Origin of the sequence: Flavobacterium sp. P21 (assembly GCF_050632225.1) — a bacterium.
Classification (GTDB): Bacteria; Bacteroidota; Bacteroidia; order Flavobacteriales; family Flavobacteriaceae; genus Flavobacterium.
This window is the reverse complement of sequence record NZ_CP192585.1, coordinates 3,038,817-3,064,841: the sequence shown is the minus strand read 5'-3', so window position 1 is coordinate 3,064,841 and position 26,025 is coordinate 3,038,817. Positions and strand designations below refer to the sequence as shown.

Sequence of the window (26,025 nt, the reverse complement as noted above, 5' to 3'; positions counted from 1 at the left end):
TAAATAAAAATTATGGAATCTGAAATTCATTACATCAACAGAAGCGGCTGGCTAAGGGCCGCAGTCCTTGGGGCAAATGACGGGATCCTTTCAACCACGAGCCTTACGATCGGTGTTGCGGCGGCAAGTGTAACCCGAGAACCTATTCTTCTCGCCGCAGTGGCAGGCCTGGTGGCAGGCGCCCTGTCCATGGCGGCAGGCGAATATGTATCAGTTAGCTCGCAGTCCGATGTTGAATCCGCTGATCTGGAAAGGGAAAAAATGGCCCTAAGGGATATGCCCCAGGAGGAACTGGAAGAATTGGCAGAGATTTATATAAAAAGAGGGCTCAATGAAAAATTGGCCAGGCAGGTGGCTTCTGAACTAATGGCTCATGACGCCCTAGAAGCCCACGCAAGGGATGAATTGGGGATCAACGAAATCACGCAGGCCAATCCCCTGACTGCCGCCTTTGCATCGGCAGTATCTTTTATCATTGGAGGTTTTCTTCCGTCGCTGGTGGCAATTTTTGCTCCCCTTAAAGACATGATTTTTTATCAATACGGTTTTTCGATTGTCTTTTTGGCTTTTTCAGGAATATTGGCCGCCAAGGCCGGAGGCTCAAATATCCCCAAAGCAGTCCTTCGGATCTGCATCTGGGGCACCTTTGCTATGGCGACCTCAGCCCTGGTCGGATATATTTTTGGAGTCCAGACTGCCTGAAGCAAGAAAACAGGGCTTGTAACCACTTAAAAATATTAATCCAATCTTAAGCGAGCCGCAAAAATAACAAACCATGCTTTTCGTTATTTCGTATATACAAAAAAAGAAAAAAATGAAACTGATAACTATATTCCTTGCACTGACAATGACGCTTTCCATAAACTGGGAACCTGACTTTAATAATGCAAAAAAAACTGCAAAAGAAAAACACAAATTAATCCTCTTGAATTTCTCGGGTTCTGACTGGTGCGGACCTTGTATCGTGACGCGCAAGAACTATCTAGAAAGCGCAGTTTTTACTGCTATGGCAAATGAAAACTTAGTACTTGTCAATGCTGATTTTCCAAGAAAAAAGAAAAATATTGGAACTCCAGAGCAGGTAAAGCGAAACGAGGATTTAGCCGAAATTTATAATAAGGAAGGAAGTTTTCCTCTTACGCTTCTTCTGGACGCAGATGGCAAGGTAATCAAAACCTGGCATGGAAAACCGGAAACGACTCCTGATGAGTGGACAGCCGAAATAAAAGCGATCTGTGAGAGCCGAAAATAACATATCTGAAAATAAAAAATATTCCCAGTCCCTAAAACTCATGGGCAACAGCTTTGCCATTACGGTTGTCGCACATAATGAGAAAACAGGAAATGAGAATATCAGCCTGGCTATTGAAGAAATCAGGCGGATTGAAAAACTTCTGACTACTTACAAAGAAGACAGCCAGACCAATCTCATAAATGAGAATGCAGGAATCAGGCCAGTTGAAGTCGATCTGGAAGTCTTCAACCTTATCGAAAGGTCCATCGGCATTTCAAAGATCACCCAGGGCGCCTTTGACATTTCCTATGGAAGCATAGACAAAAGCCTTTGGAATTTTGACAGGGCCATGACCAAATTGCCCGATGTGCAGACTGCAAAAAAGATGGTGCATCTGATCGATTACCGAAACATCATCCTTGACAGGGAAAACACGACTGTCTTTCTAAGGGAAAAAGGGATGAGGATAGGTTTTGGAGGAATCGGAAAAGGATATGCCGCCGAAATGGCCAAACAGGTCTTGCTTAAGCGGGGCGTGCAAAGCGAGCATCATTAATGCCAGCGGCGACCTTTCTGCCTGGGGGCGCAACCCGACGGCCGGAAGTGGACAATCGGAGTGGCAGATCCGGACTCTCCCAATGCCGCATTCTCCTACATGGAGATATCCGACAAAGCGGTGGCCACTTCGGGAAACTATGAAAAGTACATAACTATAGACGGCAAAAAATATTCGCATACAATTGACCCAAAAACGGGCCTTCCGATAAGAGGAATAAAAAGCGTCACTATTATCGCCTCAAACGCGGAATTTGCAGATGCCATGGCCACACCCATAGCTGTTATGGGCATCAGGGCTGGATTATTCCTAATAGATCAGATTCCTGATTTATATTGTATTATAATTGACGAGAGCAATAAGATCTACACATCCAAAAACATTAATCTGAAATGAAAAAGCCAACGCAAAAAAATCTCGCATTCTTATGCAGTGCCGCTCTTGCGGGCCTGTCGCTTGGTTCCTGTACCAGTGTAAAGGAATACCAGAAAGGAAAACTCAACGATTCTGAAATGGTGCTTTCGAACAGGAAAATCGAAAAAACGGAACTCAGTTTCCAATCCTACCGAGAAGGAGCTTCCGGGGCAAATGCAGGAAAAAGCGGCGGAGGGCTGCGGATGCAATTAATTTTATGCCTTATTAAAGATGAAAAGAGTATTTTTTACAGGAGCGGCTGTTGCTGGCATTGTTACAGTCAAGAGCGCAGGATGTCCCAGCTGATTCTACAGGCTATAAAAGCAGAAAGCTTAAAGTTGAAGAGGTAAATCTCGTATCGAGCTATTACAGCCAGAATGGCGATCATTCCGCCGTAACTGGAGGCATCGGAACCCAGAAGCTTACCGATATTGCCAACACCATTGATGTCAGACTGATCAAATATGGGCAGACAGGCATCAAGCATACCTTTGACATCGAAGCGGGAATTGACCACTATACCTCTGCCTCTTCTGATATGATCGACCTGAGTGCCAACTCTTCAGCCTCTTCATCAGATAACAGGTTTTATCCATCGCTGACCTATCTTAGAGAGAACGAACAGAAAGGCCGCACTATTGGTATTGGCGTTTCTTCTTCCACTGAGTTTGACTACCAGTCCTTTGGGGGAAACATCAGTTTTTCTCAGAAAACAAAAGACAGGAACGGAGAGTTTACGGCACGCTTCCAAACTTTTATCGACCAGCTGAAGCTTATTGAGCCTATAGAGCTTAGAGATCCTGGCAGTGAAGGTTATGGCAGTGCCAACAGAAACACCTTTGCCGGAACCTTGAGCTACTCACAGGTTATCAATCAAAGGCTTCAGGTAATGCTTGTCGGGGATGTAATCAGCCAGAATGGGTATTTAAGCCTTCCCTTCCACAGGGTTTATTTTGCAGACGGCTCAGTGCATCAGGAAAAAATGCCCGATACGCGTTTTAAAATTCCTCTCGGAATCAGGGCCAGCTATTTTATGGGGGACAACATCATCATAAGGGCTTATTACCGCTATTATACCGATGACTGGAATCTAAAAGCGCATACTGCTGATCTTGAAATTCCTGTAAAACTGACCGAGGCTTTTTCGCTCAGCCCGTTCTACAGGTATTACTCTCAGAGTGCGGCTAAGTATTTCAAACCATACGGCGAACATACTGCCGCTGATGAGTATTACACTAGCAACTATGACTTATCGAAATTCAACAGCAGTTTTGTGGGAATGGGGTTAAAATTTACCCCGCCTGACGGTATTTTTGGACTGAAACACTGGAATACACTGGAGATACGCTACGGCCATTACAATAGATCCAATGACCTGGCTTCTGATATAATAAGCATCAATATCAAATACAGATAAGCCATCAGGCAAAAGAGAAGACTTGCCTGAAACTTCAAATCAGGTGCAGTCTTAACGAGAGTCAAAAAAATTCCGTTATCATCCTTTGATGTTAGATCCCGGACAGCTGGAAAAGTTCTCCGGGATACTGCAATAGAAAAAGAAAACCTTTGATTTATTTCTTTTGGCGGTAGATACATCCAGAATTGTATTGATAAAATCTGAAAAGAATAAAAAAACAAGTAAAGTTACCTATTTAACTAATGCTTATTTGAAAACAATAATTATTAAAATATTATTTGGGAAATCAAATATATTTTCAATCAATACCCGAAAGGACATCTAAACCAAATTTACAAAGACAATGAAAGACAGACACCAAATATAGTAAGCCAATTTCTTTAAATCATCCAAAAATGATGTTGTAATTTGTCCTGTCCCCGTCACAAAGCCAAATGGCGCCAATTGTCTTCAATTGGCGCCATTTTTTATAATACTGCTTATTTATCTATAGAGTCGCGCTCCTAAGCGACCCTAGCCCCTATAGCAGTGGAAATTCTTTTGTGCCGAGGCTAGGCGCAAAAGATCGCTTCGCCACTTCGCTAGCACTCGGGTGGAACGTATAGCGGGAAAAGCTCCTAAAAAAATACTAAACCTAAAAATAATATTAACACCAAACACCTTTTACATTGATATAGGTTCTCACACCCTTTTATTTCAAATTACTCACCTCTTCTTTTACTGATCAAGCCAATTCTTAAATTCTGCTACTTTATTCTTACTGATAATAATATCGATTTTGGGATCGTATTTTATAATTAGTTTCAACTGGTTTTTTCCATAAAGCAATATACTGCTGATAGAATTTATGTTAATAATAAACTGCCTGTTTGCTCTGTAAAAAATAGTAGGATCAAGCCATTTCATAACCTCATCAAGGCTGTTATTGTCGCTATATTGTCGATTATCAAAAGTATAGATATAAGTAATTCCGGTATCCAGTAAAATATAAGCAATCTCCCCTATATCTAGTTTTATCAATTCATCTTTATGATACGTAAGCATTCTCTTCTTTGGAATTTCTGACTCTTTTGATGTATCATTTTGAATAGGGTTATCTGCGAGATTTTGTAATTTCTGCTGATTTGAATTCAATTGCAAATTCAAGATCTGAAGCTCATTTACCTTATAATTTAGATCCTCTTTTTCAAGATCAAAAACTCTTTCATATTTTCTGTAAATAAGCCGTATTATTAAGTAGCGACAAACACTAATGAAAACTGTACTTAAAAACAAACTCATCACAAACTGCAGATAAAGACCTGATAATTCTTCTTCTAAAACGGCCAAGTTAGCATGCGAAGCCACCATCCAGTCTGTTCCTGCAACAGGACTTATATTTATTATTTCTGATTTTCTTTTTGGGTCGTTAGGAAATGTCCGTCTCCCTCCTACTTTTTCTCCTTGCTCCAAAACGGTGCTTAATGGCGTGGACTTTCGATCGCCTGCTACATTTATCTGAGAATTATTCTCTTGGATTTTAATCCCAATCAACGCCGGATTAGGATGGCAGAGTTCAATTCCTTTTTGATTGTACATGCAGATAAAATCACTTTTTATATCTGTATTTTCAATGCTTATCTGAAGATTGCGAATTACCTGGTCTTTGGATAATCCGCTTCTGAGTCACTGCTCCAAAAGTCTGGAAATTTCACGAACTTCCCTCTCGCCCGATTCCAATTTACTATTGCACAACTTTTCTTTGGCAGACAAATAAAGATAACTGGAAGAAATCAAACTAATAATTAGAACAACAATACTAATGCCTGCAAGGGTCAAAGTGTAAAGGCGTGCTTTTTTCATGTAAATTTATAGTCCTTAAAATGAAATCCGTTTAGAAAATTTTTTTTAGGCTAAAATAAGCAATTTATTTAGCTTTTGATATTTCGGCTTCAAGTCCAAAAAATCCCCTTTGGACCAATTAAATCTTTTAAACACTTGGATTATGCCTAATTTTGAATTGATTATTTATTTCATCTAAAAATAAAACAAATGAAAAAAGGACTTAAAATCTTCGCAATTTTACTGCTAGTATTTATTGCTTTACAATTTTGGAAACCTGAAGAAATTGAATATAGCACCCCTACAAAGGACTTAACTAACGTTCCTGCAGAAGTAAATGCTATTTTAAGGAACTCTTGTTTTGACTGCCACTCTAATACTGTAAATCTTGCATGGTTTGATAAAATTACGCCTGCAAATTTTATAGTAGCTTCTCATATTGAAGATGGCCGAAAAGCGCTGAATTTTTCGGGTTGGGATAAATTAGAAAAGCCAAAGCAAAGTGCTCGCACTTTATTACGCTTTCAATAAAATACTATCAGGTGAAATGCCGCTTAAAAGTTATACGGCTCTTCATCCTTCTGCCAAATTAGACGATAGTTCAATTGAAGTTCTGAAGAATTATTTAAGAACGATAGCGACCCGAAAACCAAATCAGGAAATACTGCCTGTCGTCGCTTCAAAGGACGTTGAAAAAATAATTCTGAATAAAAAAATAACAGATCACTCTAAAGTTAAACCAACACTAAATAATATTTCGTACATACCCTATTTTAGAAACTGGAAAGCTGTCAGTACATCAGACCGTTTTGACAACGGCAGTATGCGTATCATTTATGGAAACGAAATTGCAGTAAAGGCTATAGCAGAACACCAAACCAATCCTTGGCCCGATGGCGCAATTTTTGCCAAAACAGCCTGGAAGCAAAAAACAGAAGCCGATGGTACTGTATCTGCCGGGGCATTCATTCAGGTTGAATTTATGATAAAAGATGCAAAAAAATATGAAGCCACAAAAGGATGGGGATGGGCAAGATGGAAAGGGAATGACTTGAAACCGTACGGAGATAACGCCAACTTTGACCAGGAATGCATTTCCTGTCATAATCCTGTTAAAAACAATGATTACGTTTTTACTACTCCACTGCATCTTGACATCAATAAGTTTAATATCTACAACAAAAACAAATAATTATGAAACCAATTCACTCCATCATAATCGCGCTTATCATTATACTTTCTGCATGTAAGGGAAATAATAAAGATAATCTCAATGAAAAAGCTTCAGTATCTGCATTAGATGCACTGCCTGAAAACCCTTTATTATTGTCGCCTATCACATTTTCCATTGATCCGAATCAAAACGTTATGTCCACCTTATACGGAAATAAAATTGCTTTTCAGAATGCAAAAGAAAAAGCGGACGGTACTTATCCTAAAGGAGCCGTTTTATATGAGGTGACATGGAAACAAAAAGCAGATTCGCTATGGTATGGCGCTAATATTCCCGATCAGATTGTTAGTGTCGAAAAAGTACAATTTACTGGAAATGCTGTTGCCAAATATGAGTTGTATGCCGGACATCCGCTAAAAAAGTTTCTTCTAATGATGCAAAAAAAGAATAGCTTTAATACTATCTAAACGAATGGCAGAAACACCTTAAAAAGATCTCAATTGTCAGAATTATTAATAATTCGCATTCTAAAATAACCCGATATAAAATTTTGTAATCTATTAATTAAATAAGTCCGATAAAATATTATCAAACACATTAAATTCATTTAAATTTATATCCTTCGAACTCACAATAAGAACTTAAATTTTACTGTACCTATGGTGTACCAAGTTTAAAAAAATGCTGAAAACACCGGCAATTGCTGGGATCTATATATGGCAAGCCGTACCTCTTTCTCTGCTTGATGAGATTTCGAAACAAATTTTCAAAAAACAAAAACCTTTAGATCTCACGATTTAAAGGTTTTTCTGCTTTTACAAGAAACTGTAACTATTAGGTGTACCAGTTCTGAAAAATGATGAATAATGCCCGTATTTAGCAGGATAGCGACAAAGACCGCGGAGCCTCTTCCTCCGCCGATAAATTAAATAGAGAATTTTCAATCCTGCAAAAATGCCAAAACTGAGGTAAAAAATAAGATTCTGAAAGCTCTCTCCTTAAGTTCTGTGGCAAAATCATGGCACATGGTATTTTCGAAAACAATAAATCTAGCAAAATCAATACCTTCTAGCTTTAGCTTCGAAACCGTATACGTTTAACTATACCTACATTTAAAACAAAAACAGCCTTTAAGGTTTAATCCTGAAACACTGTTGTTGTTAAATTCTATTGAACTCTAGAATTACTTATTTGATACCATCTACAAACACATATAACTTTTGCACTTTACCATTTTCTATAACAAAAAGATCCATTCCCGTAACTGCGGCTGGTTTAGACTTTGGTCCATTTTTCCAGTAAACACGGATAATATTATTATTTATTTCTACAGATTTAACTGTAAATTTAAAGCTTGGATTTTTTTGTTGGAGATCTACGATGAATTTATTGATTTCGTCATTGCCTACTGCGATAAAATGGCTGTCTACCATTTCTATACTACTAGAGTAAATGTCATTCATGTCAGCAAAGCGCTTTTTCTGGTCAGTTCCATTCCATATTTCAAAATGACGTTCGACAATTGTATTGTATTTTTTTGTGTCTGCAATTTCATTTCTTGAACTCACTGATGCTGATTCATTTTTTGGTGACCATAATGTTACTTTAGGGCTAGTTTTCTCGTAAGCTTTACCATTAGGATAAGAAACAAGTTCTAGCTTAGAACCCCAGGGTGTTTCAAAGTAAACCCATGTTTCTCCTTGTGTATCGCCAGATGGTGTTACAAAAGGATCGCCTAGTACTTTTACGCCTTTAGATTTAAGATATTTTACGGCGGCTGTAAATATCAGAAGTATAAAAAGCAATATGGGTAGCCCCTATGTCGTCAGTATTAGGTCATGAAGTATTTCCTTTGTTATCTGCATAAGAAAAAATTTCTATGCTGGCACCCGTTCCTGCGTTAACCATTTTAATAGTAACAGCTCCGGTGCCTTCATTAATGTGATTCATTTGTTTCCATCTAGAATCTAGTGGAATAGGACCAATTTGGGTTACTGGAGTAAAACCAAGGACATCGCTAAAAAAGCTAAACCTTTCTGTAAGTCGGGAACGTTAATACCTACGTGATCAATTCCTTGGATTCCTACTTCATTCTGAGCAGATATTTTATTTTGCGCAGTCATTTTATTTAGTGGGTTTAAAAATAATATAAGACTTAATAATGCTATTAAAGAAGCCTGAGTATTTTGATTTGATTTAATTTTTGTTGCTTTCATTTTTTATTATTTTAAAATATATTTAAGTAGTTATGTCTTTAATTAATTGCTGTAAGCGGCAAGCCATTTAGCTTTGATATCTGCTCTTGCGTTAATAAATTCCTGATCTGTTCCTTGAGCGATTGCATCAAGCGGTAAACGTAACGGACGTGTTCCTTTTTCCATATCAATCAGTGATAAAATTCCGTCAGCAATAGTTTGAGGATTCATATCATATTGTGCCATTTTTCCAAATAAAGCACCTCCTAGAGCGTTAAATTTTGCGGCAGACTTCTTCACCGTATTCAGCAATAATATCAGCCTTATCAGCCTGAAAACCTGATTTTTGACCGTTGTTCATTTCAGTTGGATAAACACCTGGCTGAATACTTACATTCTCAATTCCAAACTGGCTTAGTTCATCCTGAATTCCTTCTGTAATACTTTCCACACCAAATTTAGACGCTAGGTAAGGCCCCATGAAAGGTAAAGTATGTCCGCTCGCTCCAGAAGTCAGATTAATGATTAAACCATTTCTAGCTTTACGCATACTTGGCGAGCACTGCTTGATAAGTACGGATTACACCGTAGAAATTAACTTCAAACATATTTCTGATCTGATCTAAAGTCCATGATTCCCAAACACCATATCCTGCAACCCCAGCATTATTTATCAGTACATCTATAGTGCTGTGTTTTGCTAATGTCTGCTCGAATGCTTTAATTACTGACTCATCATTTGTAACGTCAATATCAACCACTTCAACATTTGGCAATGCTCGCCAATTCTTTTGCAACTGCTTCGTTTTTACCATTTGTTCCTCTCATACCTGCAATAATGGTGTGACCCGCATTTGCTAGTGTGATGGCGGTTAGTTTTCCAAATCCTGTGCTTGTTCCTGTAATAAAAATTGTTTTAGACATGTTATTTATTTTTTAATGTTATTGTTTCTTTTTAACATTACAAAGTTGCAACTACAGCCTAACATACAGATTGACATAAAATAAAAAATAAGTTGATATATATCAAGTGTTCCATTTTATGAAAGAATGCAAAATAAAGACAGAGCCCAATTCAGGCTCTGTTTAAAAATAATAATCAATAATTATTATATCATTGGCACTTCAATAATAAGCAACCGTGATGTCTTGTTTATAGAAATAGAGATTTCTTTCTCTCCGGTAATACTTAAGGCATCTCCTTGCCGCAATATTCTGTCATGCACTGTAAGTTCTCCGTCGATAAGAAAAATATAAACTCCGTTTTCCTTTTTCTTAAGTTTATAATTTGCTGTAGCACCTTTTTCAAATTGACCTATATTCAGCCATGCATCCTGCTGTATCCAAAGTCCCTGATCATCAGGATTGGGAGATACTACTTGATTAAAACTATCATTCTGAATGTTCAGAGCAATTTGTTGATATCTCGGCGCTACATCACTTTTATTAGGCTTAATCCAAATTTGCAAGAACCTTAATTCATCGGTATGACTGGGATTCGATTCACTATGACGAATGCCAGTACCTGCGCTCATTATTTGAATATCTCCTGTTTCTATAACAGCCTGCATACCTGTATCGTCTTTATGCTTGATGGATCCAGATAAGGGTATGGAAATAATTTCCATATTGGCATGCGGATGAGCCGCAAATCCAGTACCAGGTATAATCTGGTCTTCATTCATAATTGTCAATGGACCAAAAGCTTGGCGTGATTCTTCGAAAAATGGACCGAAATTAAAAGAGTGCTTCCCATTAACCCAACCTCTATCGGTTTGAAATCTTGTTGCCGCGGGATGAAATACTATTACTGACATAAGTTTATGTTTTTATTTTTAATTTTTATTAATAGAGAAGAATTAAATAGCTGTTTCCTGGTAAAGTCCTATAACCATACCATCAGGCAGTTGCAGATGACAGTACCGCATAACATCGCCAACAGGAATGATTTCTGTCAGGATCTTTACGCCTAGCGATTGAGCCTGATTTAATGCGAGCTGAATATCTTTTACCTTATAGGTAATAACAATATTACTATCCTTAAAAAAATATTCGGGAAAACAAGAGTAAGATGTATACAGTTCAAGAAGCGTACCATCCTCTGTAAGTAATGCAGACAAACCGCATTCGTCGTAAATTTCGGTAGCGCCACATAACGAAACAGCTAGTTTTTTCAGTATATTGAAATCATTGCCGTCTGCTTTAATCGCTACTTTTTTGAAGTCATTAATCTGTTCATAACTTTGCAGTTGAAGGAATAGTTCAACAAGACAAAGTTCCGTATTCACAGATTTGTAAACATTGACATTTAATAACAAAGAAATTGATATAGATCAATTAAGACAGAAGATTTTTATTTCTTAGCGGACTGATTTCTTATCCTACTCAGTGTTTCTGGAGTAATTCCTAAATAAGAGGCAATCATATTTTGGGGCATACGAAGTGCAAATCCGGCATATTTTTGGATAAAATTCAGGTATTTTTCTTCTGCAGTATAACTTATAGCCGAATGTATTCTGTTTTGGGAAGCAACAAAACTCCTTTGCAATATCAGATTAACCATATCATTAAACACAGTAATTTCTTTACAAAGCATATCAAAATCTGCTTTACGAATCAATACTATTTCGCTGTCTTCTATCGCATCAATATTAAATCTCGAAGGTTCGCCGCTAAGTAGGCTTTCCCTGTCGCCTGTCCACCAATTCTCTACCGCAAAACTAAGAACATGCTCAATGCCTTTGTCATCTACAGAATAAGTTCTCACACAGCCTTTAGTTATAAAAGCATTATAATTCCATACATCTCCCTCCTGCATCAAATATTGCTTTTTACGCAGTTTTTTGATAACAGCTACAGATTTTATAAGTTCTGATTCAGAATCAGTCAGGGTTATTTTACTATTGAGATAATTTTGAAAAACTTCGTACATGCGACATATTTAATAATTCAAAAATAAGAAAAAAAATATGCTTTAGCTATATTCTTGAGGTATGTTAGAGAACTATTATTTAATACTTAAAAAAACTATCACAATTACCATTTAACATATATCACTTTAGGGCACTGGCCCATACAGAAATTATTAGATATTGAAATAAGCTATAGCACGGAAAAAATTGATAAAAGTCAATTACTTTATTATTAAATATCAATGCTTGTTTACACTCAAATCAGCAATTTTGTAATATAATAACAACTAAAAAATCATGAAAACAGCTAAAGAATTATTATTGGGCTATCTGGAAAACATTAATGATGCAGATGCAACTATTGACCTATTTGAAGACAACGCGGCAATCGAACTGCCATACTTGGCAAGTCTTGATAAGCAATGGCGCTGGGAAGGGCGTGATGTACTTTATAACTTTATAAAAAGTTTTCCAAAGGGTTATGAAAACTTTGCTTTCAAAAACATTCAAATACTCATAGATACCCCTGAGCAGGTTTTTGCTGAGTATCAGGTGGAATCCATCTTTAAAAAGACAGGAAAAGTATATTATCAGACTTATATGGGAAGGCTTGTTGCCGAAAACGGCAAGATCAAATTACTAAGGGAAGCATTAAATTTAGTAGAGGTTACTAAAGCCATGACTGTACAGCAGTAATCTATTTACGAAACACTCCTCTTATCAAAAAAGACTGTCCTGTTATTTCTAATCAGGACAGTCTTTTTTAATTATTTAATAAGGCTAAGACAAACTCTATTTTAAATTTATCAATCTTATGATTTAGTATAGGAGATTATAAGTAGATAGTAATAAAAATTTGAGCTTTTAAGTTTATTACTTTGCCAAAAAAACAAAAGTCTGCGGATATCAACTACTTTAAAAAGTTTAATATCCTCAGCTTTAAAATTACACTAAATTATTTCTCTTCAGCCGCAAAAGCCGCACCAAGATTTCCTAAAACACCAATTTGTCCTAAAAGCACCGTTGCGGCAGTGTAGCAATTAAAGGATAATACCTTACCATCTTTTATTCGAAACACATCGCGACAAGGTGTCTGAATTCTATTACCTGTTGCAGGAATTGTACCAGAAGGCAGTTTTAACGGCCCTTTATGAGTTCCATTTAAAGACAACTCAACTACCACTACATCTCCAGATACATACATGTCATAAAGTTCACGATGCATATCAGGAAACGCCTTAGCATAAATTTCTACCGGAAGCCCTAATTCCTTTTTGCCTGTGTAGGTAACACCGGCTGATTCGTCATTAAATGTTCCATCCTCTGTAAATAGAGATATAAATTTCTCTACATTCTGCACCTCAGCCGCAAAGATAGAGTTCCTTAATAATGCGTTCGCTTTCTGAGTTTAAACTGATGTCTTCTGTTTTAACTAATTTTACGTTCATGATTTTTAGTTTTATACCGGCTGGTCCGGCGTTAGAAATGATTAAAAAAATTGTTTATTAATGATTTTATGCTCTTTAAACCTGCGGGTCTATAAAAACGATTAATGTTTTTATAAGTCCGTTTTCAAGTGTAATTATATCCATACCTGTTTCAACATCGGACTTATCTTTTGATCCCAATTGCCAATATAATCTTGCTACATTATGATGATGTTCTATAGGTTTTCTTAAAGTGAATTGATAAAGCGGGAACATCTTCTGAACATTTTCAATCAACCCATTTAACTCCCCATGGCCGTGCGCCACAAAATGCGGATCAATAATATCTAAATCAGGCGCGTAAACTTTTTCAATATCGGCTATCCTCAATTGTTCATTCCTTTCGCTCCATATAGCCAGATGCTTCTCTACAAGAAGGATTTCATTCTTTTCCATATTAATATTTTAAATTATTTATTAGTTTTTTTCAACTACTTAAAGACTTTTAATCATTTTAAAAAGGGATAGCAACACGCAACGTTGGCCTTACCCCTGAGTGGTATTTTTTGCAATCGTTTCAAAAAACACTTTACCTTCAATTAATAACCCAGAATGCCCAAGATAAACAAGTCCTGGACCAAGGCCAAAAACACTCTGTTTAGTGTTTTCTATACCATACTGGTTAATATAATATTTATTATCGCCATCATAACTGTCCTGATTTAACTGGGCGAGATAATAGGCAGCGACTTCTACGTGCAGATTTTTAAGCAAAGCAAATTCGACCGAATAGTTTCCGTTATAAAAAGCACCAGGCTTGTCCTCTTTACCAATTATATGCGTGTTATAATTAAATTGATTCCTTGTACTAACACTTAGTTTTTCATTAATGGTAAGGGTAAAGGCATGATAAAAACCTATTGTGTAAAGATGTGCTGAGGGATTAATAGCATAATTTTTACTGTATGAGCCAATTGGAAAAGATACATCAAGTTCTATCCTATGTGAGAATTGCTTGCCAAATAGTTTTTTATCACTCCATTGTATTGCAGTACCTTGAACTACATCTCCTAACATTGACGGGTTAAATGCAGGTGCATCGCCATTTTGAGATGTAGCAGTTATTTTTACTACAGGAATTAGTACAGTAACTCCCAAATTGCCACCAAAAAGTTCAATTGGCGTAAGATAAATAAACTGATGCATAGACAAAAGCGAGTTTATCTTTAAGTCTGAGCCTGTATTTTTTCCATTTGAATTATTTACCTGATGATTTTCATAAGCCTGCGTGTAGTTTACATATACAAAACCCGGCTTGCCTGCAATACCATCATACATGTTAGCGAGTCCAAGATTTGTTGGAGGCAGAACAGGATCTTGTGCATAAACAAATTTCCCGCTTAGAATTAAGAGTAAGAATAGCAAACTCGACCATAGCTTACCGGCCTTTTTTTCTTTGTTATATTCCTGTAAAATAAAAACTGTTTTCATAGACGTCTTAAATAATGGATTAGCAACATCACAAAACTATCATCTGCATATCCAAAAGGACTTGATTTATGATAAGAAATCAATTGACATTTATCAACTTCTTAATTATCATAAGTCAATCGCCAGGTACTAACCTTTGCAGAACTTTGACTTATCAAAAACAACGACTTTTTATAGAAATTAAGTCATTATAATAATTATAAAACTTCAGAATAATGAAATCAAAAAATCACCCCTTCAGTCCAATGCAATACAATGCAAATGTGAGATCACCAAAATTATTTGTGAAACAAATCTTTATAGTGTTACTATTAGCTTTAAGTATTCAAAGTGCCATGTCACAGGAAAATATTAAGAATTCTAAAAAAGAACTTTCAGATGAAAGGCTTGTGAAATCACTTCCTGGATTCAAAAACGGTTTTTCGAATGTAAATGGTTTTAAAATACATTATGTAGCTGGCGGTCAAGGCAAACCTTTAGTCTTACTTCCTGGATGGCCTCAAACCTGGTGGTCATTCCATAAAATCATGCCGGAATTGGCAAAAAAATACTACGTAATTGCAATTGATATTAGAGGCATGGGGGCATCAGACAAGCCACAATCAGGCTACGATAAAAAGACTATGGCTAAAGATGTATCTGAATTGCTTCACAGTCTGGGAATTGAAAAAGCACACATTGCCGGACATGACATAGGTGCGCAAGTTGCTTTTAGCGTTGTCGCTAATTATCCTAATCTTACAGAGAAATTAATAATAATGGACGTTCCACATCCTGATGATTCATTTGCATCTTCGCTATTACTGCCTGCCGTTGGCACGCCAACCGATAAGTTAGATCCCGCAAGACCTTACTTATGGTGGTTTGCTTTTAATCAGGTAAACGACATGCCCGAAGAAATACTTTTGGGAAGAGTAGCGACTTTTCAAAAATATGTTTTTAACTACTTATTGTTTGATGAGAAAGCGCTAAGTCCATTTGACAGGGCGGTATATGCCAATGCCTATGACAGCCGTGACGGAATTAGAGCAGGAAATGGATGGTATAAAACATTCCCTCAGGATATTGTCGATTATAAAGATTATTCAAAATTACAAATGCCGGTTTTGGCAATAGGCGGACCTGGATACAATTGGCTTCAATATGTACTTCCAGCTAAAACCACTAATCTTAAAGTAGTAAAAGCGGAAGGAAGCGGTCATTTTATAGCAGAAGAAAAACCACAAGTTGTCATCGATTATATCACAGAATTTTTAGACTAAAATCATGCTACATCTAAAATACTTTTATAAAATTTTCATCCTGATTGTACTTCTATTTGCTTATGCGGCTAAAGCACAACAACATCATATGATGTCTGCAAACTCAAAAAATGTTTATCTCTCGATCATGCATAACATGATAATTGAAATGGACAAATATGAAATTACAAATGGCAATAATACTGTCAGAGGAAGAATTGCCGTAAGAAGTATTGGACTGGCAGATCTTATTGAGCAGTATTTTGGAAGCTTAGAACCTAAAAGAGCATACGTTTTTGCACTTACAAAATCATCATCTCTCCCCTAAACAAGTGATTACCAAATAAATTTATTCATATCAGACGATAATGGTTTGTAATTCGGGCAGTCAACAGAATTAGTAAAATCACTGCACAATGTTAACAACTCTAATTATTTACATGTTATACTTGTCGATACACAAACCAACAAAACAGTGTTGATTGATCACATTTAAGATTGCTCTAGAATTTTTTATTGAATCCACAAATCAATACCCAAAAATTGCATAAATAAAATTTTAATAAATATTAAATCATACAAATTATGAAATCTAATAATGTAACAAAGACAGAAACGAACACTCCATCTTCTGTCGTAAGCCATGATAAAACCTTACCAACCCAAATTTTGGTAAGTGCATATTACAGAGTACACTCTGATGACAGACAAACATTCATTAATGCAGTAATACCAGATATGACTGCCGCCGCAAAGATGCAAGGATGTATTTACTATGCCTTTGCTCAAGACCTGACAGATCCTAATACTTTTCATCTTCTTGAAGGTTGGGCGGATGAAGCCGCATATGAACGTCATGAGAATGCAGAAACATTTTTAAATGCACTCAGTACCGTGGTTAAAAATGTGAGAATATTAGATCGTCAGGGCATTCGCTATGATGTTGCGAAACAACACATTGATGACCCAAGAGGGAAGATAAATTAATTCTACATTATATAAAAAAACCTCCAAAACATTTTGGAGGTTTCCAATTTTGAGCTAAAAAGAGTGCGAACCAGCAATTTACTATTTTTAGAATGCTTCTTGAGGTTGGCCATTCCTAACACAGCTTCGGGCACTTCATAATTAGTCGTATTTTAAGAAAGATTCAATACATGTTAAATTTTATAATAAAACAAAAAAATGTGCTCCAAATTTTGTGGCAGAATGAATCGTGGCTTATCACTCTTGACATCAGGCTTAAATCATTAAAATTAAACTCTTCACGACTAAGGTTCGAATCGTAAAGTCTCCGTGGATAGCCTAAAACGCAACTTTCAAATTCTACAAAAAAGCTAAAATTCACGGAAACTCTACAATTTCAAAATTTACAATATATTTATAAAACAAAAAGAATAATACTACTGTCTTCTAGTTTGTTAGGATGCTAATTTTTGCGTGTGATTTCATATCGAAATAGCAGAAGTGAATTTGGTTGCAGAATCGGTGCACTTTGGTCAAAGACATTTATAAAACCAGTATATACACAGCTTCAACGATAAAGTATATAGTAATTCCCAAATTAATTATAGCACCCTGATCCCAATTCCATTAATTTTATATCCTTTATCAGCATCCCCCAAAAATCGATTTTGTATACCAAAATCAAAGTATAGTAACATAAAATGCAAATGTTGAATCTTTTTAAGATTTTATATTAGAAAAGTATACAACTATCAGGGATTCGTATTAATTCATACTTCTATTATCATTCTAATTTTGCCTTATAATTTAAACGAAATAAGAAATGAAAAAAATAATCTTAATTACAGGCGCAAGTTCAGGTATGGGCAAAGAAACCGCGAAAGCACTTATCAGACAAGGTCATACAGTTTATGCAGTAACAAGACGAATTAACCAGATGCAGGATTTAAATGCATTAGGAGGATATCCTATTCAAATGGATGTTACAAATGAATCTGAAATAGAAAATGCTGTAAATGCAATTATTCAAAAAGAAGGAAAAATAGATGTCTTATGGAACAACGCCGGTTTCGGTTTGTATGGATCCGTTGAAGATATTTCTTTGGAGGAAGCCAGAAGACAATTTGAAGTAAATGTTTTTGGAATTGCGGCAGTAACCCAAAAAGTGGTGCCCCATATGCGTAAAGCAAATTCAGGAACAATCATCAATACCTCTTCAATGGGAGGAAAAATGTACTTTCCCATGGGGGCATGGTATCACGCTTCCAAACACGCAGTTGAAGGGCTAAGCGACTGTCTACGATTAGAATTGAAAGCATTCAACATTAAGGTTGTGGTTTTAGAACCTGGTTTTATTGCAACTGAATTTGGTTCTGTTTTACTGGACAACTTCTCAAAAATCTCCCCAAAAAGCGCTTATAAAAATCTGATGGAAAAAATCGTTGAAGGAACCAAAAAGTCGGCAGAAGGAAACGGCTCTTCCAATCCATCCGTTATTTCTGATGCTGTCCTTAAAATTGTAAACAGCAATAATCCGAAAACACGTTACAGGGTTGGAAAATTCGCAAAACCAATGGTCTGGATGAGGACATATCTGGGAGATAAGCTTTTTGATAAAATTGTGATGAGCCAAATGTAAAACCTATTTATAAAAACAAAAATGATGAAAACAGCTAAAATTTTGTTTGTGCTTTTATTGGCTATGGCCTCTAAAATGCAGGCTCAAGCTAATGAGAAATCGATAGTTGGCGTGTGGGAATCTGACAAAAAGGATGTGCGAATGGAATTCTTTAAAGATGGTGCCAATTATTCGGCCAAACTTTTATGGGGAAATCTTGTGGTTGAAAGAGATGGCATAACTTCTAAAAAAGACAGTAAAAACCCAGATACAAGATTGAAAACCAGAAACATTCTTGGCATAATCAGCTTAACAGGCTTGGAATGGAACGGCAAAGAGTACACTAACGGAAAAATTTACGATCCTCCAAGCGGTGACACCTATACCTGCAAGGCATGGATGGAAGACGGAAAACTTCACTTAAGAGGTTATTTAGGAATATCATTATTAGGAAAAACAGTAATCTGGCATAGATACAAATCATGAATTTTTACAATCATACCCTAAATTGGATAACAGGCGAATTATTTGAAGCCTATTTTATCACTAACTTTGGCGTTATCACGATCATTGGTGGCATTTTATTTGGAAAATTCGGTTCTACCTTAAATGCCAAAGCATTAGTTATTCCTTTAATTGTGGTGGGAATAATTTATGCCGCAATTGGACTCTCGATGATCGTATCAAACAATAACCGATTAACATCCTACAAACAGGATTTTGAAAAAGACCATTATGCTTTTGTAAAAGCCGAAAAAAACGCGTTGAGGATTTCCAGATCGGATATATGATATCAAAGATTGTGGCCGCTGTTTTTTTTCCTAGTACGTCACGCTCTTTTGGTTCTCTAAAAGTCAAGCTCTTCACGGATTAGGCCTTGGACTTGCCCTTTTTGCCTTAGCCGGATTAATGGTTGATTATTTTTCGCAGGAGAGAGCCAATGCATATTACGAAATGATAGTAACAGAATTAAGCAATGCAAAAATTTAAAACTAAAGAGTTAAAGTAAATTAATAATTTGTTTTTGATCAAGAGAATATGAAACCGATAATCAATTTAAAAAGCATTTCCGACATAAATAAGTTTGTGCACCAGGGCAATATCAATCATCCGCTGGTGGCTGTTATCGATTTTAGCAAAGTAGACGAATATGTAGAAGAAGGCACGCGCATCTGCTGTGATTTTTATTCGATAATGTTTAAAAATTATTGTGCAAACGGACTCCGATACGGCAAGCAGACATATGATTTTCAAGAAGGAAGCCTAATCTGCATCGCTCCCAAACAGACAATGACGATGGATAATGAAATTGAAAAAAGAGACGACATGATGGGATGGGGGCTTTTTTTCATCCAGACCTTATCCGCAATACTTCTCTGGGATTAAAAATGAAAGAATACACGTTTTTCTCCTATGAAACATCCGAAGCCTTACACCTTTCTGAAAAAGAAAAACAGATATTGCATGACTGTGTTGTAAAGATTCAAAACGAACTTCAGGAAAACATTGACAATCATAGCCAAACTTTAATTGTATCCAATATCGAATTGCTTTTAAATTACTGTACGCGTTACTATGGCCGACAGTTTATTACCAGAAAAAATTCGAATCGGGATATTGTCGCTAAAGTCGAAAACCTTATTAAAGAATATTTTGCTAAAAGTGATCTAAAAAAGAACGGGCTTCCAACAGTAAAAGATCTTGCAGATGCACTTCATTTGTCTCCAAATTACTTAACTGACTTGTTGAAAAAAGAAACTGGAATGAATGCTCAAGACCATATTCATTATTTTCTCATGGAAGAAGCCAAAAGCATTTTAATGAATACAGATTCTTCTGTTGCAGAAATTGCCTATTCTCTCGGTTTTGAATATCCGCAGTATTTTAGCAAACTATTTAAAACTAAGACAGGAAAGACACCTAAGGAGTATAGAAACCTAAATTGATATTTTTTACAACAACTCCATTTTAAAATTTATCATGGGTAAATTATGATAGGGATATTTTGGAAATTTGAATTTGCTTAAATTGTTCCGTGAGTTCACAAAGCCAGATGGCACCACTTGAAGACAATTTGTGACATTTTTTTTACTACTCCTACTATACTACGATAACTTTGAATCATTCTTTTTTGATTTTCTTTCTTTAAAATAATGCTTTAATAAGAAATCTAATGTGATGATTCGAAGTAATTTGCGCAAGTGGCACTTGCACAAATTCATTATCTGACTATGCGAGCGGACTAATTGAGAACAAAAGATGATAATTCACGAATAATAATTAGTAGCAGTGTCAAAAAGTACACAATGACACTTCTTTTGACTACAATGATTGGTCAATCATAAAATATTTTAAAATTGTTTATTAGTTTACTTCCATAAGACAATTTAGTTTTTACAATTTTTACATCAATCCCCAACATGACATCTAAACCAAATTTACAAAGCCAATGGAAGACAGACATTACATATAATACGCCAATTTCTTCAAATCATCCAAAAATGATGTTGAAATTTGTCCTGTCGAGGTCACAAAAAGAGACAACTAATTAATAGTTGTCTCTTTTTTTATGCACTAATGTGTAGATTTTTCAAGCCTTTACAGCCTAAAATTTGCAGTTCGATTTTTTCAAAAGAAATTCTTAGTCCGTTTGAAATAAACAGTCTTAAAGTGGCACTATCAGAGATTTAATCGAAGCTAAAGGATGGTTCGAAATCCCGTTAAGGATATAGGATTTTTTTCTCTTTTGGTTTATCGTAATTTTTTGATATTAAATACAATAATTCCAAAATAATTTCAGCTTCCTTCTCATCTACTTGAGTATCATTATTTTGACACAATCGCTTTTTTCATTTTGTCAGTCAGCTTATCTATAAAAGCCTGTTTATCTTTTTTGATTTCTTTTAAAAATTCAATGTGATGCTCAGAAAGCATAAAATACTTTTCGCCCCAGATATACATCTCGATTAATACCGGAAGCAGATCAATGCCCTTCTCAGAGAGTTGATATAAAAATTTCACTTTGCTTTCGGGGTGATCCAGCTTTACAATGATCCCTGCGTCTTCAAGAGTTGACAATCTTGCGGCAAGTATGTTAGTCGCAATTTTTTCATCCGATTTCAGAAAATCACCATAAGTGCACTTCTTATAGTACATCAGATCTCGAACAATTAAAAGCGACCATTTATCTCCTAACAAATCAAGAGAACTGCTCACTGGACAGCCCGACCTTTTTTTAATTTCTTTCATTATTATTTCAGCTACTTGCATTTTGCAAGTAAATTTAATTATATTTGTACTTTCAATTTGCAAGTAAAATTACAAAAAATTAACCAAAACGACTACATTATGATTTTTACCACACACAAAATTACAAATGGATACTGGAAAATCAGTTTCAACAATCCTCCTATCAACATGTTTGATACCGAATTTTCTAAACAGTTAATGACTATAATGGACGAACTGGAGTCAAATGAAAACCTAAAAGTTGTAGTCTTTGAGAGTGAAAATCCAGACTTTTTTGTTGCTCATGTAGAGTTGCTAAATGTTGGAGACTTTCCAAAAGGAACCGGAAAAACAGGCCTTTCTATAGCTTGGCCAGATATTGCACGCAGACTGGAACTTGCCCCTTTTGTAACCATAGCTTCCATCCGTGGCCGTGCCAGAGGACTTGGAAGTGAATTTGCACAAGCATTTGATTTGCGATTCGCCAGCAAGGAGAAAGCATTCTTAGCTCAGGTAGAAATAGGGATCGGTTCATTTCCTGGTGGTGGCGGACTTGAGCGTCTGCATCTGCTTACAGGACGCGACCGAGCTCTTGAAATTATTTTAAGCGGTAACGATTATGATGCAGATACAGCCGCATTCTACGGCTGGGTAAACCGCTCAATTCCAGACACTGAACTGGATGAATATGTTGAAAAATTTGCAAGGCGCATAGATTCATTTGACAAAAAACCAATTGCCGCCATAAAGCAAATTATGAACCAAAGAGCCAAACTTCCTTCAAACGAAGAAATTTTAGACACACAGGTTAAATTCTTTGCCTCACTCGAGGAGCCGGAAGCGCGCAACCGCATTAAGAATCTATTTGAAAGAGGACTCCAGCAAAATGGCGATCTAGAACTAAATCTTGCTGATAACATCTAAAAATATGAAAGCATATATCTTACCTAAATACGGCAAAACAGAAAAATTAGTACTCAGCGATGTAAAAATACCTGAAATTGGAGATTATGAGGTATTAGTAGAAATTCATGCTCGCCAGCATCAACCAGCTGGACTTAAAAATAAAAAATGGGGATTTCAAGTTAATCCTTCCTTACCAATTACCTTTAATATTAGGTCATGATATTGCAGGAATAGTGGTGGAAACCGGTTCTAAAGTCAGTCGCTTTAAAATTGGAGACCAAATTTATGGACGAGCTGACCGATTTTCATATCGGTTCCTTCGCAGAATATATTGCTGTTAATGAAAATGATCTGGCACTAAAACCTATAAATATATCAATGGAGCAGGCGACTGTCAATTCCATTGGTCGGACTAACTGTATGGCAGGCATTCGTCGAAAAAGCGAAACTTCGTAAAGGCCAAAAAGTTTTTATTCAAGCAGGTTCTGGCGGAGTTGGTACAATAGCAATTCAGTTTGCCAAACATCTTGGGGCATTTGTCGCCACAACAGCCAGCGAAAAGAATTTTGACATGCTGAAAGCCCTTGGAGCTGATATTATAATAGATTACAAAAAGGATAACTTTGAAAATATTCTTAAAGATTATGATGTGGTACTTAACAGCCAGGATGTTAAAACACTTGAAAAATCATTGACAATTTTAAAACCGGGAGGCAGTATTATCTCAATTTCTGGACCTCCAACTCCAGAGTTTGCAAAATCAATAGGCGCATCAGCAATAATACGCTTCATTATTTGGTTGACCAGCCTAAAAATCCGTAATAGGGCTAAAAATTTAAATATTAATTATTCCTTCTTATTCATGAAGGCGAACGGAAGACAACTCGAACAAATAAGTAGTTTACTAGAATCTAAAGCAATTAAACCAGTTGTGGATAAAGTATTTTCTTTTGAGCAAACCAACGATGCTTTTGAATATATGGAAAAAGGACATGCAAAAGGAAAAGTGGTTGTAAAAATAAAATGATCACCTACTTCTCTTTAATTATCAGCAATAAATCTTGATTCAAATATTCTTCTAATTATTATCTAAATTTACTTCTAATACTTTGAACTTTTGACGACAAAAATTTATGAATATAAATTAATTTTATAAAATCATGTGTTTATCAAATTAACGATTTTAACATCTGACCCTAAACCATAACCGAATTAAAATCAAAGGCAATTATCTTACAAATCAACTTAAAAACAAGCCAATTTCTTTAAATCATTCATAAAATGGTTTGTAAATTGTTCTGTAAGGATCACAAATCTAATCCCATTTCTAGCGAAATGGGATTTTTTTGCTTATTTTCTATCATTTAGTAATCAGGTGGGAAATTGATTATGCATAAAAGATCAAATCAAAAACTTATTTAAATCGAAGTAGATATTTTAATTTTATGCATTCTTCCCCACTCTCCTAAAACAGAAACCAAATTTTTCAGAGTTTCCGCATAATCAGTCGGAAAATATTGTGTGATTGCAGGAAAATTGTCTGTATAAACAACTCTTTTAACTAATCCGTTCATTTCTAAAGATTTTAATTCACTTGAAAGTACCCTAGCCGAAATACCAGTTACAGTTCTTTGCAACTCATTAAAACGTGTATATCCACTAATTAATGCTATAATAATCCTTAGTTTCCATTTACCACCTAATACATACAAAGCATCTTCAACTGCGGCTAATTTTTCAGCGCATTCTATTTCAGAAATGATTTGCTCTTTTTTCTTTTCCATTGATTTAACTAACCTAAATATTACTACTAACCTTTTGTTTACTACTTACTTTTTATTAGCTAATTTAAATATTTTTGTCTTATAAAATAATCATCAAATGAAAAAAATACTGCACATTAGTTCAAGTCCTAAAATAGAAAATTCATCCAGTAGAATATTAGGTCGAGAAATTGTTAGAAAAATTACCGAAAAGTATCCTCATAGTATTATCAAAAAATATGACGTTACAAAAATGCGACTTCCGCATTTAAATGAAATTCAAATTAATTCATTTTTTACAGATCCGAACGAGCGCTCTACAATGCAAAAAAATGCTATAGAGCATTCTGATGAGGCAATTGCCGCATTACAGGAAGCCGACATTATTGTGATAGAAGCACCAATGTATAATTTTACAATAACATCAACTTTAAAGGCCTATTTTGATATTATTGCAAGATCTGGAATAACTTTTCGTTACACCGGAAACGGATTATTACCAGAAGGTTTGTTAAATAAAAAAACTGCATATATAGCGACTGCTTCTGGCGGAATTTATTCTCAGAGAGAATTACAGCCATATGATTTTGCAGTTTCTTACACCCGCTTTTTTCTTGAATTGATTGGCATTAAAGTAGCCGCTGTTTACCGTTCAGAAGGACAAGCTGTAATTGGCGAGAAAAAGCATTACAAAAAGGAATCGATAGTATAAAAATAGAATAATCAAGATTCGAACAACAAGGAACATCAAAAGATAAAAGTATAATTTAATTCTACTTGTAATAAATTTCCTTTATTTAATCAAAAATAAAAATTGCAATTAGATAGGAAGTTGGTATAGTATGGTCAAAAAATAACCTGAAACTGCAAAATAGCCTGCCAATTTCCGATTAAATCTGGTCTCACTACATTATAAAAAGCTTGAGCGCCTGCAGAATAAAAAAGTTTGCTTTTTTGTCCTATTTGGAATGTTTTTCCTGGGCCTCCGCCAATGGGAACCAGCCATTTATCATTGTCTGATGCCAGCCAGTTGACTTCAACCGTAGCATTGCTTTCAATAAACCATCCCTTAGAAAAATTATAATAAGCAATGTATTGAATACTTCCAGAATTTACTTTGTTTGCTTCATCGCCTCCGAGCGACCAATAGTTTTGAGCTACAATTCCGCCTGAAAATTTATCTCCTGCTAGATACAATAAAGCAGTTGGCCCAATGCTCAATTGGTTGCTTCCTAAAGCTGGATTTGTTCGGGTAGGAATTTGCATTGCTGGCCCTATTCCCCAACTAAATTTCCCTTTCTTCTGAATGCTTGAAAAATAACCGTTAAACAATATATTTCCCATTCCTCCTTCATGTGTACCGCCAGGAGTTAAAGGCGGTACACTTTGAAAAGGAATAATAGTATAAGTTATCAATTTTAGATTACTTCCCAATTTAAAAGGATAAACGGGTTGTATTGAGAATGAACTCGCTGTGCCATCTGCAACGGGCAATAAAACTTCCTGCAGAAAAACACTTCGCAAACCACTTACGGGATCTTGTCTTTTTTTGCTCATTTCTTCGATAGAAGTTTTTTCTGGTTCATTCTCTTGGCTGAAAACCGGAAGCCAAAAGAAACTAAATAAAAAGATTAAAATATATGATTTTAAATTCATTGCTTA

At 35.7% G+C, this 26,025-nt stretch carries 36 protein-coding genes and 2 pseudogenes; 22 read left to right on the top strand and 16 right to left on the bottom strand.

Translation table 11 applies throughout. From position 1 onward, the window contains the following. The first annotated feature begins 12 nt into the window (after positions 1-12). The 5 genes and pseudogenes from ACQ9BO_RS15330 (at position 13) to ACQ9BO_RS15310 (ending at position 3,621) form a co-directional block, all read left to right on the top strand. The gene (locus ACQ9BO_RS15330; protein ID WP_431241453.1) at positions 13-702 is read left to right on the top strand and encodes a VIT1/CCC1 transporter family protein; all 690 of its coding nucleotides are present in this window, start codon (positions 13-15) and stop codon (positions 700-702) included. Between the two features lie 112 nt (positions 703-814). Then, positions 815-1,252 (top strand): thioredoxin family protein, encoded by a 438-nt coding sequence (locus tag ACQ9BO_RS15325; protein ID WP_129748775.1) that lies wholly within the window; start codon positions 815-817, stop codon positions 1,250-1,252. Positions 1,253-1,292: 40 nt separating this feature from the next. Then, positions 1,293-2,186: pseudogene (locus tag ACQ9BO_RS15320) on the top strand (FAD:protein FMN transferase). Next, positions 2,183-2,417: pseudogene (locus ACQ9BO_RS15315) on the top strand (DUF4266 domain-containing protein). The pseudogenes ACQ9BO_RS15320 and ACQ9BO_RS15315 overlap by 4 nt, the downstream one beginning before the upstream one ends. A gap of 49 nt (positions 2,418-2,466) precedes the next feature. Beyond that, positions 2,467-3,621, top strand: a complete 1,155-nt coding sequence (locus ACQ9BO_RS15310) for a DUF3570 domain-containing protein (RefSeq protein ID WP_431241452.1) — start codon at positions 2,467-2,469, stop codon at positions 3,619-3,621. Between the two features lie 717 nt (positions 3,622-4,338). On the opposite strand, the gene ACQ9BO_RS15305 is transcribed toward ACQ9BO_RS15310, so the two are convergent. Further along, positions 4,339-5,199 carry a LytTR family transcriptional regulator DNA-binding domain-containing protein gene (locus tag ACQ9BO_RS15305; RefSeq protein ID WP_431241451.1) on the bottom strand — a complete coding sequence of 287 codons (861 nt, stop codon included), beginning with the start codon at positions 5,197-5,199 and terminating at the stop codon, positions 4,339-4,341. Between the two features lie 453 nt (positions 5,200-5,652). Here ACQ9BO_RS15305 and ACQ9BO_RS15300 point away from each other — a divergent pair, with 453 nt between their 5' ends. Genes ACQ9BO_RS15300 through ACQ9BO_RS15290 form a run of 3 tightly spaced genes read left to right on the top strand, consistent with a single transcriptional unit; the run spans position 5,653 to position 7,083 of the window. Then, positions 5,653-5,973, top strand: a complete 321-nt coding sequence (locus tag ACQ9BO_RS15300; RefSeq protein WP_431241450.1) for a heme-binding domain-containing protein — start codon at positions 5,653-5,655, stop codon at positions 5,971-5,973. After that, positions 5,945-6,634, top strand: a complete 690-nt coding sequence (locus ACQ9BO_RS15295) for a cytochrome P460 family protein (protein WP_431241449.1) — start codon at positions 5,945-5,947, stop codon at positions 6,632-6,634. Before ACQ9BO_RS15300 ends, ACQ9BO_RS15295 begins: the two co-directional genes overlap by 29 nt. Positions 6,635-6,636: 2 nt before the next feature. Further along, the gene (locus ACQ9BO_RS15290) at positions 6,637-7,083 is read left to right on the top strand and encodes a hypothetical protein (RefSeq protein ID WP_431241448.1); all 447 of its coding nucleotides are present in this window, start codon (positions 6,637-6,639) and stop codon (positions 7,081-7,083) included. A gap of 720 nt (positions 7,084-7,803) precedes the next feature. On the opposite strand, the gene ACQ9BO_RS15285 is transcribed toward ACQ9BO_RS15290, so the two are convergent. From ACQ9BO_RS15285 to ACQ9BO_RS15245, 9 genes are all read right to left on the bottom strand, one after another. Further along, complete coding sequence (locus ACQ9BO_RS15285; RefSeq protein ID WP_431241447.1) at positions 7,804-8,421, bottom strand: hypothetical protein; 618 nt, start codon at positions 8,419-8,421, stop codon at positions 7,804-7,806. 186 nt (positions 8,422-8,607) lie between these two features. Then, on the bottom strand, positions 8,608-8,832 hold the full coding sequence (locus ACQ9BO_RS15280; RefSeq protein WP_431241446.1) for a VOC family protein: 225 nt from the start codon (positions 8,830-8,832) through the stop codon (positions 8,608-8,610). A gap of 42 nt (positions 8,833-8,874) precedes the next feature. Continuing rightward, positions 8,875-9,111, bottom strand: a complete 237-nt coding sequence (locus tag ACQ9BO_RS15275) for a hypothetical protein (RefSeq protein ID WP_431241445.1) — start codon at positions 9,109-9,111, stop codon at positions 8,875-8,877. Further along, complete coding sequence (locus ACQ9BO_RS15270; RefSeq protein ID WP_431241444.1) at positions 9,086-9,361, bottom strand: SDR family NAD(P)-dependent oxidoreductase; 276 nt, start codon at positions 9,359-9,361, stop codon at positions 9,086-9,088. The genes ACQ9BO_RS15275 and ACQ9BO_RS15270 overlap by 26 nt, the downstream gene beginning before the upstream one ends. Further along, positions 9,354-9,608: an SDR family NAD(P)-dependent oxidoreductase gene (locus ACQ9BO_RS15265; RefSeq protein ID WP_431241443.1), complete on the bottom strand. Its 255-nt coding sequence runs from the start codon at positions 9,606-9,608 to the stop codon at positions 9,354-9,356. Before ACQ9BO_RS15265 ends, ACQ9BO_RS15270 begins: the two co-directional genes overlap by 8 nt. Beyond that, the gene (locus ACQ9BO_RS15260; protein ID WP_431241442.1) at positions 9,574-9,735 is read right to left on the bottom strand and encodes an SDR family NAD(P)-dependent oxidoreductase; all 162 of its coding nucleotides are present in this window, start codon (positions 9,733-9,735) and stop codon (positions 9,574-9,576) included. Before ACQ9BO_RS15260 ends, ACQ9BO_RS15265 begins: the two co-directional genes overlap by 35 nt. Before the next feature lie 185 nt (positions 9,736-9,920). Beyond that, positions 9,921-10,628 (bottom strand): pirin family protein, encoded by a 708-nt coding sequence (locus ACQ9BO_RS15255; protein WP_431241441.1) that lies wholly within the window; start codon positions 10,626-10,628, stop codon positions 9,921-9,923. 42 nt (positions 10,629-10,670) lie between these two features. Then, the gene (locus ACQ9BO_RS15250; RefSeq protein ID WP_431241440.1) at positions 10,671-11,099 is read right to left on the bottom strand and encodes a VOC family protein; all 429 of its coding nucleotides are present in this window, start codon (positions 11,097-11,099) and stop codon (positions 10,671-10,673) included. A 65-nt stretch (positions 11,100-11,164) separates the two neighbouring features. Beyond that, positions 11,165-11,743 (bottom strand): Crp/Fnr family transcriptional regulator, encoded by a 579-nt coding sequence (locus ACQ9BO_RS15245; RefSeq protein WP_431241439.1) that lies wholly within the window; start codon positions 11,741-11,743, stop codon positions 11,165-11,167. Positions 11,744-12,020: 277 nt separating this feature from the next. Here ACQ9BO_RS15245 and ACQ9BO_RS15240 point away from each other — a divergent pair, with 277 nt between their 5' ends. Further along, complete coding sequence (locus ACQ9BO_RS15240) at positions 12,021-12,419, top strand: nuclear transport factor 2 family protein (protein ID WP_431241438.1); 399 nt, start codon at positions 12,021-12,023, stop codon at positions 12,417-12,419. A gap of 259 nt (positions 12,420-12,678) precedes the next feature. Here the strand turns inward: ACQ9BO_RS15240 and ACQ9BO_RS15235 are convergent, their stop codons facing one another. From ACQ9BO_RS15235 to ACQ9BO_RS15225, 3 genes are all read right to left on the bottom strand, one after another. Next, positions 12,679-13,083, bottom strand: a complete 405-nt coding sequence (locus ACQ9BO_RS15235) for an ester cyclase (protein WP_431241437.1) — start codon at positions 13,081-13,083, stop codon at positions 12,679-12,681. A gap of 163 nt (positions 13,084-13,246) precedes the next feature. Continuing rightward, positions 13,247-13,606 carry a nuclear transport factor 2 family protein gene (locus tag ACQ9BO_RS15230; protein ID WP_431241436.1) on the bottom strand — a complete coding sequence of 120 codons (360 nt, stop codon included), beginning with the start codon at positions 13,604-13,606 and terminating at the stop codon, positions 13,247-13,249. A gap of 90 nt (positions 13,607-13,696) precedes the next feature. Then, entirely contained in the window at positions 13,697-14,641 is a 945-nt protein-coding gene (locus tag ACQ9BO_RS15225) for a SphA family protein (protein ID WP_431241435.1), read from the bottom strand. A gap of 215 nt (positions 14,642-14,856) precedes the next feature. Between ACQ9BO_RS15225 and ACQ9BO_RS15220 the strand changes: the two genes are divergently transcribed. The 8 genes from ACQ9BO_RS15220 (at position 14,857) to ACQ9BO_RS15185 (ending at position 20,412) form a co-directional block, all read left to right on the top strand. Continuing rightward, the gene (locus ACQ9BO_RS15220) at positions 14,857-15,903 is read left to right on the top strand and encodes an alpha/beta fold hydrolase (protein WP_431241434.1); all 1,047 of its coding nucleotides are present in this window, start codon (positions 14,857-14,859) and stop codon (positions 15,901-15,903) included. Between the two features lie 4 nt (positions 15,904-15,907). Further along, on the top strand, positions 15,908-16,210 hold the full coding sequence (locus ACQ9BO_RS15215) for a hypothetical protein (protein WP_431241433.1): 303 nt from the start codon (positions 15,908-15,910) through the stop codon (positions 16,208-16,210). 257 nt (positions 16,211-16,467) lie between these two features. Then, entirely contained in the window at positions 16,468-16,869 is a 402-nt protein-coding gene (locus ACQ9BO_RS15210) for a putative quinol monooxygenase (RefSeq protein WP_431241432.1), read from the top strand. Positions 16,870-17,671: 802 nt separating this feature from the next. Next, positions 17,672-18,487 (top strand): oxidoreductase, encoded by an 816-nt coding sequence (locus ACQ9BO_RS15205; RefSeq protein ID WP_431241431.1) that lies wholly within the window; start codon positions 17,672-17,674, stop codon positions 18,485-18,487. A gap of 24 nt (positions 18,488-18,511) precedes the next feature. After that, complete coding sequence (locus ACQ9BO_RS15200; protein ID WP_431241430.1) at positions 18,512-18,952, top strand: DUF2147 domain-containing protein; 441 nt, start codon at positions 18,512-18,514, stop codon at positions 18,950-18,952. Then, positions 18,949-19,257, top strand: a complete 309-nt coding sequence (locus ACQ9BO_RS15195; protein WP_431241429.1) for a hypothetical protein — start codon at positions 18,949-18,951, stop codon at positions 19,255-19,257. The genes ACQ9BO_RS15200 and ACQ9BO_RS15195 overlap by 4 nt, the downstream gene beginning before the upstream one ends. A gap of 247 nt (positions 19,258-19,504) precedes the next feature. Then, positions 19,505-19,852: a hypothetical protein gene (locus ACQ9BO_RS15190; RefSeq protein WP_431241428.1), complete on the top strand. Its 348-nt coding sequence runs from the start codon at positions 19,505-19,507 to the stop codon at positions 19,850-19,852. A gap of 2 nt (positions 19,853-19,854) precedes the next feature. Then, a complete protein-coding gene (locus ACQ9BO_RS15185) occupies positions 19,855-20,412 on the top strand; it encodes a helix-turn-helix domain-containing protein (protein ID WP_431241427.1) in 558 nt (185 codons plus the stop codon). 880 nt (positions 20,413-21,292) lie between these two features. On the opposite strand, the gene ACQ9BO_RS15180 is transcribed toward ACQ9BO_RS15185, so the two are convergent. After that, positions 21,293-21,736, bottom strand: coding sequence for a winged helix-turn-helix transcriptional regulator (locus ACQ9BO_RS15180; RefSeq protein ID WP_431241426.1), 444 nt, complete (start codon positions 21,734-21,736; stop codon positions 21,293-21,295). Between the two features lie 78 nt (positions 21,737-21,814). On the opposite strand from ACQ9BO_RS15180, the gene ACQ9BO_RS15175 reads away from it, so the two are divergent. The 4 genes from ACQ9BO_RS15175 to ACQ9BO_RS15160 all read left to right on the top strand — a co-directional run bounded on the left by ACQ9BO_RS15175 (position 21,815) and on the right by ACQ9BO_RS15160 (position 23,627). Further along, a complete protein-coding gene (locus ACQ9BO_RS15175; protein WP_431241425.1) occupies positions 21,815-22,618 on the top strand; it encodes an enoyl-CoA hydratase/isomerase family protein in 804 nt (267 codons plus the stop codon). 4 nt (positions 22,619-22,622) lie between these two features. Next, positions 22,623-22,820 (top strand): hypothetical protein, encoded by a 198-nt coding sequence (locus tag ACQ9BO_RS15170; protein ID WP_431245228.1) that lies wholly within the window; start codon positions 22,623-22,625, stop codon positions 22,818-22,820. Then, positions 22,726-22,941: an alcohol dehydrogenase catalytic domain-containing protein gene (locus ACQ9BO_RS15165; RefSeq protein WP_431241424.1), complete on the top strand. Its 216-nt coding sequence runs from the start codon at positions 22,726-22,728 to the stop codon at positions 22,939-22,941. The genes ACQ9BO_RS15170 and ACQ9BO_RS15165 overlap by 95 nt, the downstream gene beginning before the upstream one ends. Positions 22,942-23,003: 62 nt before the next feature. After that, positions 23,004-23,627 carry an NADP-dependent oxidoreductase gene (locus tag ACQ9BO_RS15160; protein WP_431241423.1) on the top strand — a complete coding sequence of 208 codons (624 nt, stop codon included), beginning with the start codon at positions 23,004-23,006 and terminating at the stop codon, positions 23,625-23,627. 391 nt (positions 23,628-24,018) lie between these two features. Here ACQ9BO_RS15160 and ACQ9BO_RS15155 read toward each other — a convergent pair whose 3' ends face one another. Then, the gene (locus ACQ9BO_RS15155; protein WP_431241422.1) at positions 24,019-24,384 is read right to left on the bottom strand and encodes a winged helix-turn-helix transcriptional regulator; all 366 of its coding nucleotides are present in this window, start codon (positions 24,382-24,384) and stop codon (positions 24,019-24,021) included. 97 nt (positions 24,385-24,481) lie between these two features. Between ACQ9BO_RS15155 and ACQ9BO_RS15150 the strand changes: the two genes are divergently transcribed. Then, positions 24,482-25,075: an FMN-dependent NADH-azoreductase gene (locus tag ACQ9BO_RS15150; RefSeq protein WP_431241421.1), complete on the top strand. Its 594-nt coding sequence runs from the start codon at positions 24,482-24,484 to the stop codon at positions 25,073-25,075. 134 nt (positions 25,076-25,209) lie between these two features. On the opposite strand, the gene ACQ9BO_RS15145 is transcribed toward ACQ9BO_RS15150, so the two are convergent. Beyond that, positions 25,210-26,019 (bottom strand): hypothetical protein, encoded by an 810-nt coding sequence (locus tag ACQ9BO_RS15145; protein WP_260669929.1) that lies wholly within the window; start codon positions 26,017-26,019, stop codon positions 25,210-25,212. Positions 26,020-26,025: the final 6 nt, after the last annotated feature.

Coding starts and splice junctions, on each gene's coding strand:
- ACQ9BO_RS15330 (WP_431241453.1), top strand. CDS start 13: ATGGAATCTGAAATTCATTACATCAACAGAAGCGGCTGGCTAAGGGCC.
- ACQ9BO_RS15325 (WP_129748775.1), top strand. CDS start 815: ATGAAACTGATAACTATATTCCTTGCACTGACAATGACGCTTTCCATA.
- ACQ9BO_RS15305 (WP_431241451.1), bottom strand. CDS start 5,199: ATGTACAATCAAAAAGGAATTGAACTCTGCCATCCTAATCCGGCGTTG.
- ACQ9BO_RS15300 (WP_431241450.1), top strand. CDS start 5,653: ATGAAAAAAGGACTTAAAATCTTCGCAATTTTACTGCTAGTATTTATT.
- ACQ9BO_RS15290 (WP_431241448.1), top strand. CDS start 6,637: ATGAAACCAATTCACTCCATCATAATCGCGCTTATCATTATACTTTCT.
- ACQ9BO_RS15280 (WP_431241446.1), bottom strand. CDS start 8,832: ATGAAAGCAACAAAAATTAAATCAAATCAAAATACTCAGGCTTCTTTA.
- ACQ9BO_RS15270 (WP_431241444.1), bottom strand. CDS start 9,361: ATGCGTAAAGCTAGAAATGGTTTAATCATTAATCTGACTTCTGGAGCG.
- ACQ9BO_RS15260 (WP_431241442.1), bottom strand. CDS start 9,735: ATGTCTAAAACAATTTTTATTACAGGAACAAGCACAGGATTTGGAAAA.
- ACQ9BO_RS15255 (WP_431241441.1), bottom strand. CDS start 10,628: ATGTCAGTAATAGTATTTCATCCCGCGGCAACAAGATTTCAAACCGAT.
- ACQ9BO_RS15245 (WP_431241439.1), bottom strand. CDS start 11,743: ATGTACGAAGTTTTTCAAAATTATCTCAATAGTAAAATAACCCTGACT.
- ACQ9BO_RS15240 (WP_431241438.1), top strand. CDS start 12,021: ATGAAAACAGCTAAAGAATTATTATTGGGCTATCTGGAAAACATTAAT.
- ACQ9BO_RS15230 (WP_431241436.1), bottom strand. CDS start 13,606: ATGGAAAAGAATGAAATCCTTCTTGTAGAGAAGCATCTGGCTATATGG.
- ACQ9BO_RS15225 (WP_431241435.1), bottom strand. CDS start 14,641: ATGAAAACAGTTTTTATTTTACAGGAATATAACAAAGAAAAAAAGGCC.
- ACQ9BO_RS15220 (WP_431241434.1), top strand. CDS start 14,857: ATGAAATCAAAAAATCACCCCTTCAGTCCAATGCAATACAATGCAAAT.
- ACQ9BO_RS15215 (WP_431241433.1), top strand. CDS start 15,908: ATGCTACATCTAAAATACTTTTATAAAATTTTCATCCTGATTGTACTT.
- ACQ9BO_RS15210 (WP_431241432.1), top strand. CDS start 16,468: ATGAAATCTAATAATGTAACAAAGACAGAAACGAACACTCCATCTTCT.
- ACQ9BO_RS15205 (WP_431241431.1), top strand. CDS start 17,672: ATGAAAAAAATAATCTTAATTACAGGCGCAAGTTCAGGTATGGGCAAA.
- ACQ9BO_RS15200 (WP_431241430.1), top strand. CDS start 18,512: ATGAAAACAGCTAAAATTTTGTTTGTGCTTTTATTGGCTATGGCCTCT.
- ACQ9BO_RS15195 (WP_431241429.1), top strand. CDS start 18,949: ATGAATTTTTACAATCATACCCTAAATTGGATAACAGGCGAATTATTT.
- ACQ9BO_RS15190 (WP_431241428.1), top strand. CDS start 19,505: ATGAAACCGATAATCAATTTAAAAAGCATTTCCGACATAAATAAGTTT.
- ACQ9BO_RS15185 (WP_431241427.1), top strand. CDS start 19,855: ATGAAAGAATACACGTTTTTCTCCTATGAAACATCCGAAGCCTTACAC.
- ACQ9BO_RS15180 (WP_431241426.1), bottom strand. CDS start 21,736: ATGCAAGTAGCTGAAATAATAATGAAAGAAATTAAAAAAAGGTCGGGC.
- ACQ9BO_RS15175 (WP_431241425.1), top strand. CDS start 21,815: ATGATTTTTACCACACACAAAATTACAAATGGATACTGGAAAATCAGT.
- ACQ9BO_RS15170 (WP_431245228.1), top strand. CDS start 22,623: ATGAAAGCATATATCTTACCTAAATACGGCAAAACAGAAAAATTAGTA.
- ACQ9BO_RS15165 (WP_431241424.1), top strand. CDS start 22,726: ATGCTCGCCAGCATCAACCAGCTGGACTTAAAAATAAAAAATGGGGAT.
- ACQ9BO_RS15155 (WP_431241422.1), bottom strand. CDS start 24,384: ATGGAAAAGAAAAAAGAGCAAATCATTTCTGAAATAGAATGCGCTGAA.
- ACQ9BO_RS15150 (WP_431241421.1), top strand. CDS start 24,482: ATGAAAAAAATACTGCACATTAGTTCAAGTCCTAAAATAGAAAATTCA.
- ACQ9BO_RS15145 (WP_260669929.1), bottom strand. CDS start 26,019: ATGAATTTAAAATCATATATTTTAATCTTTTTATTTAGTTTCTTTTGG.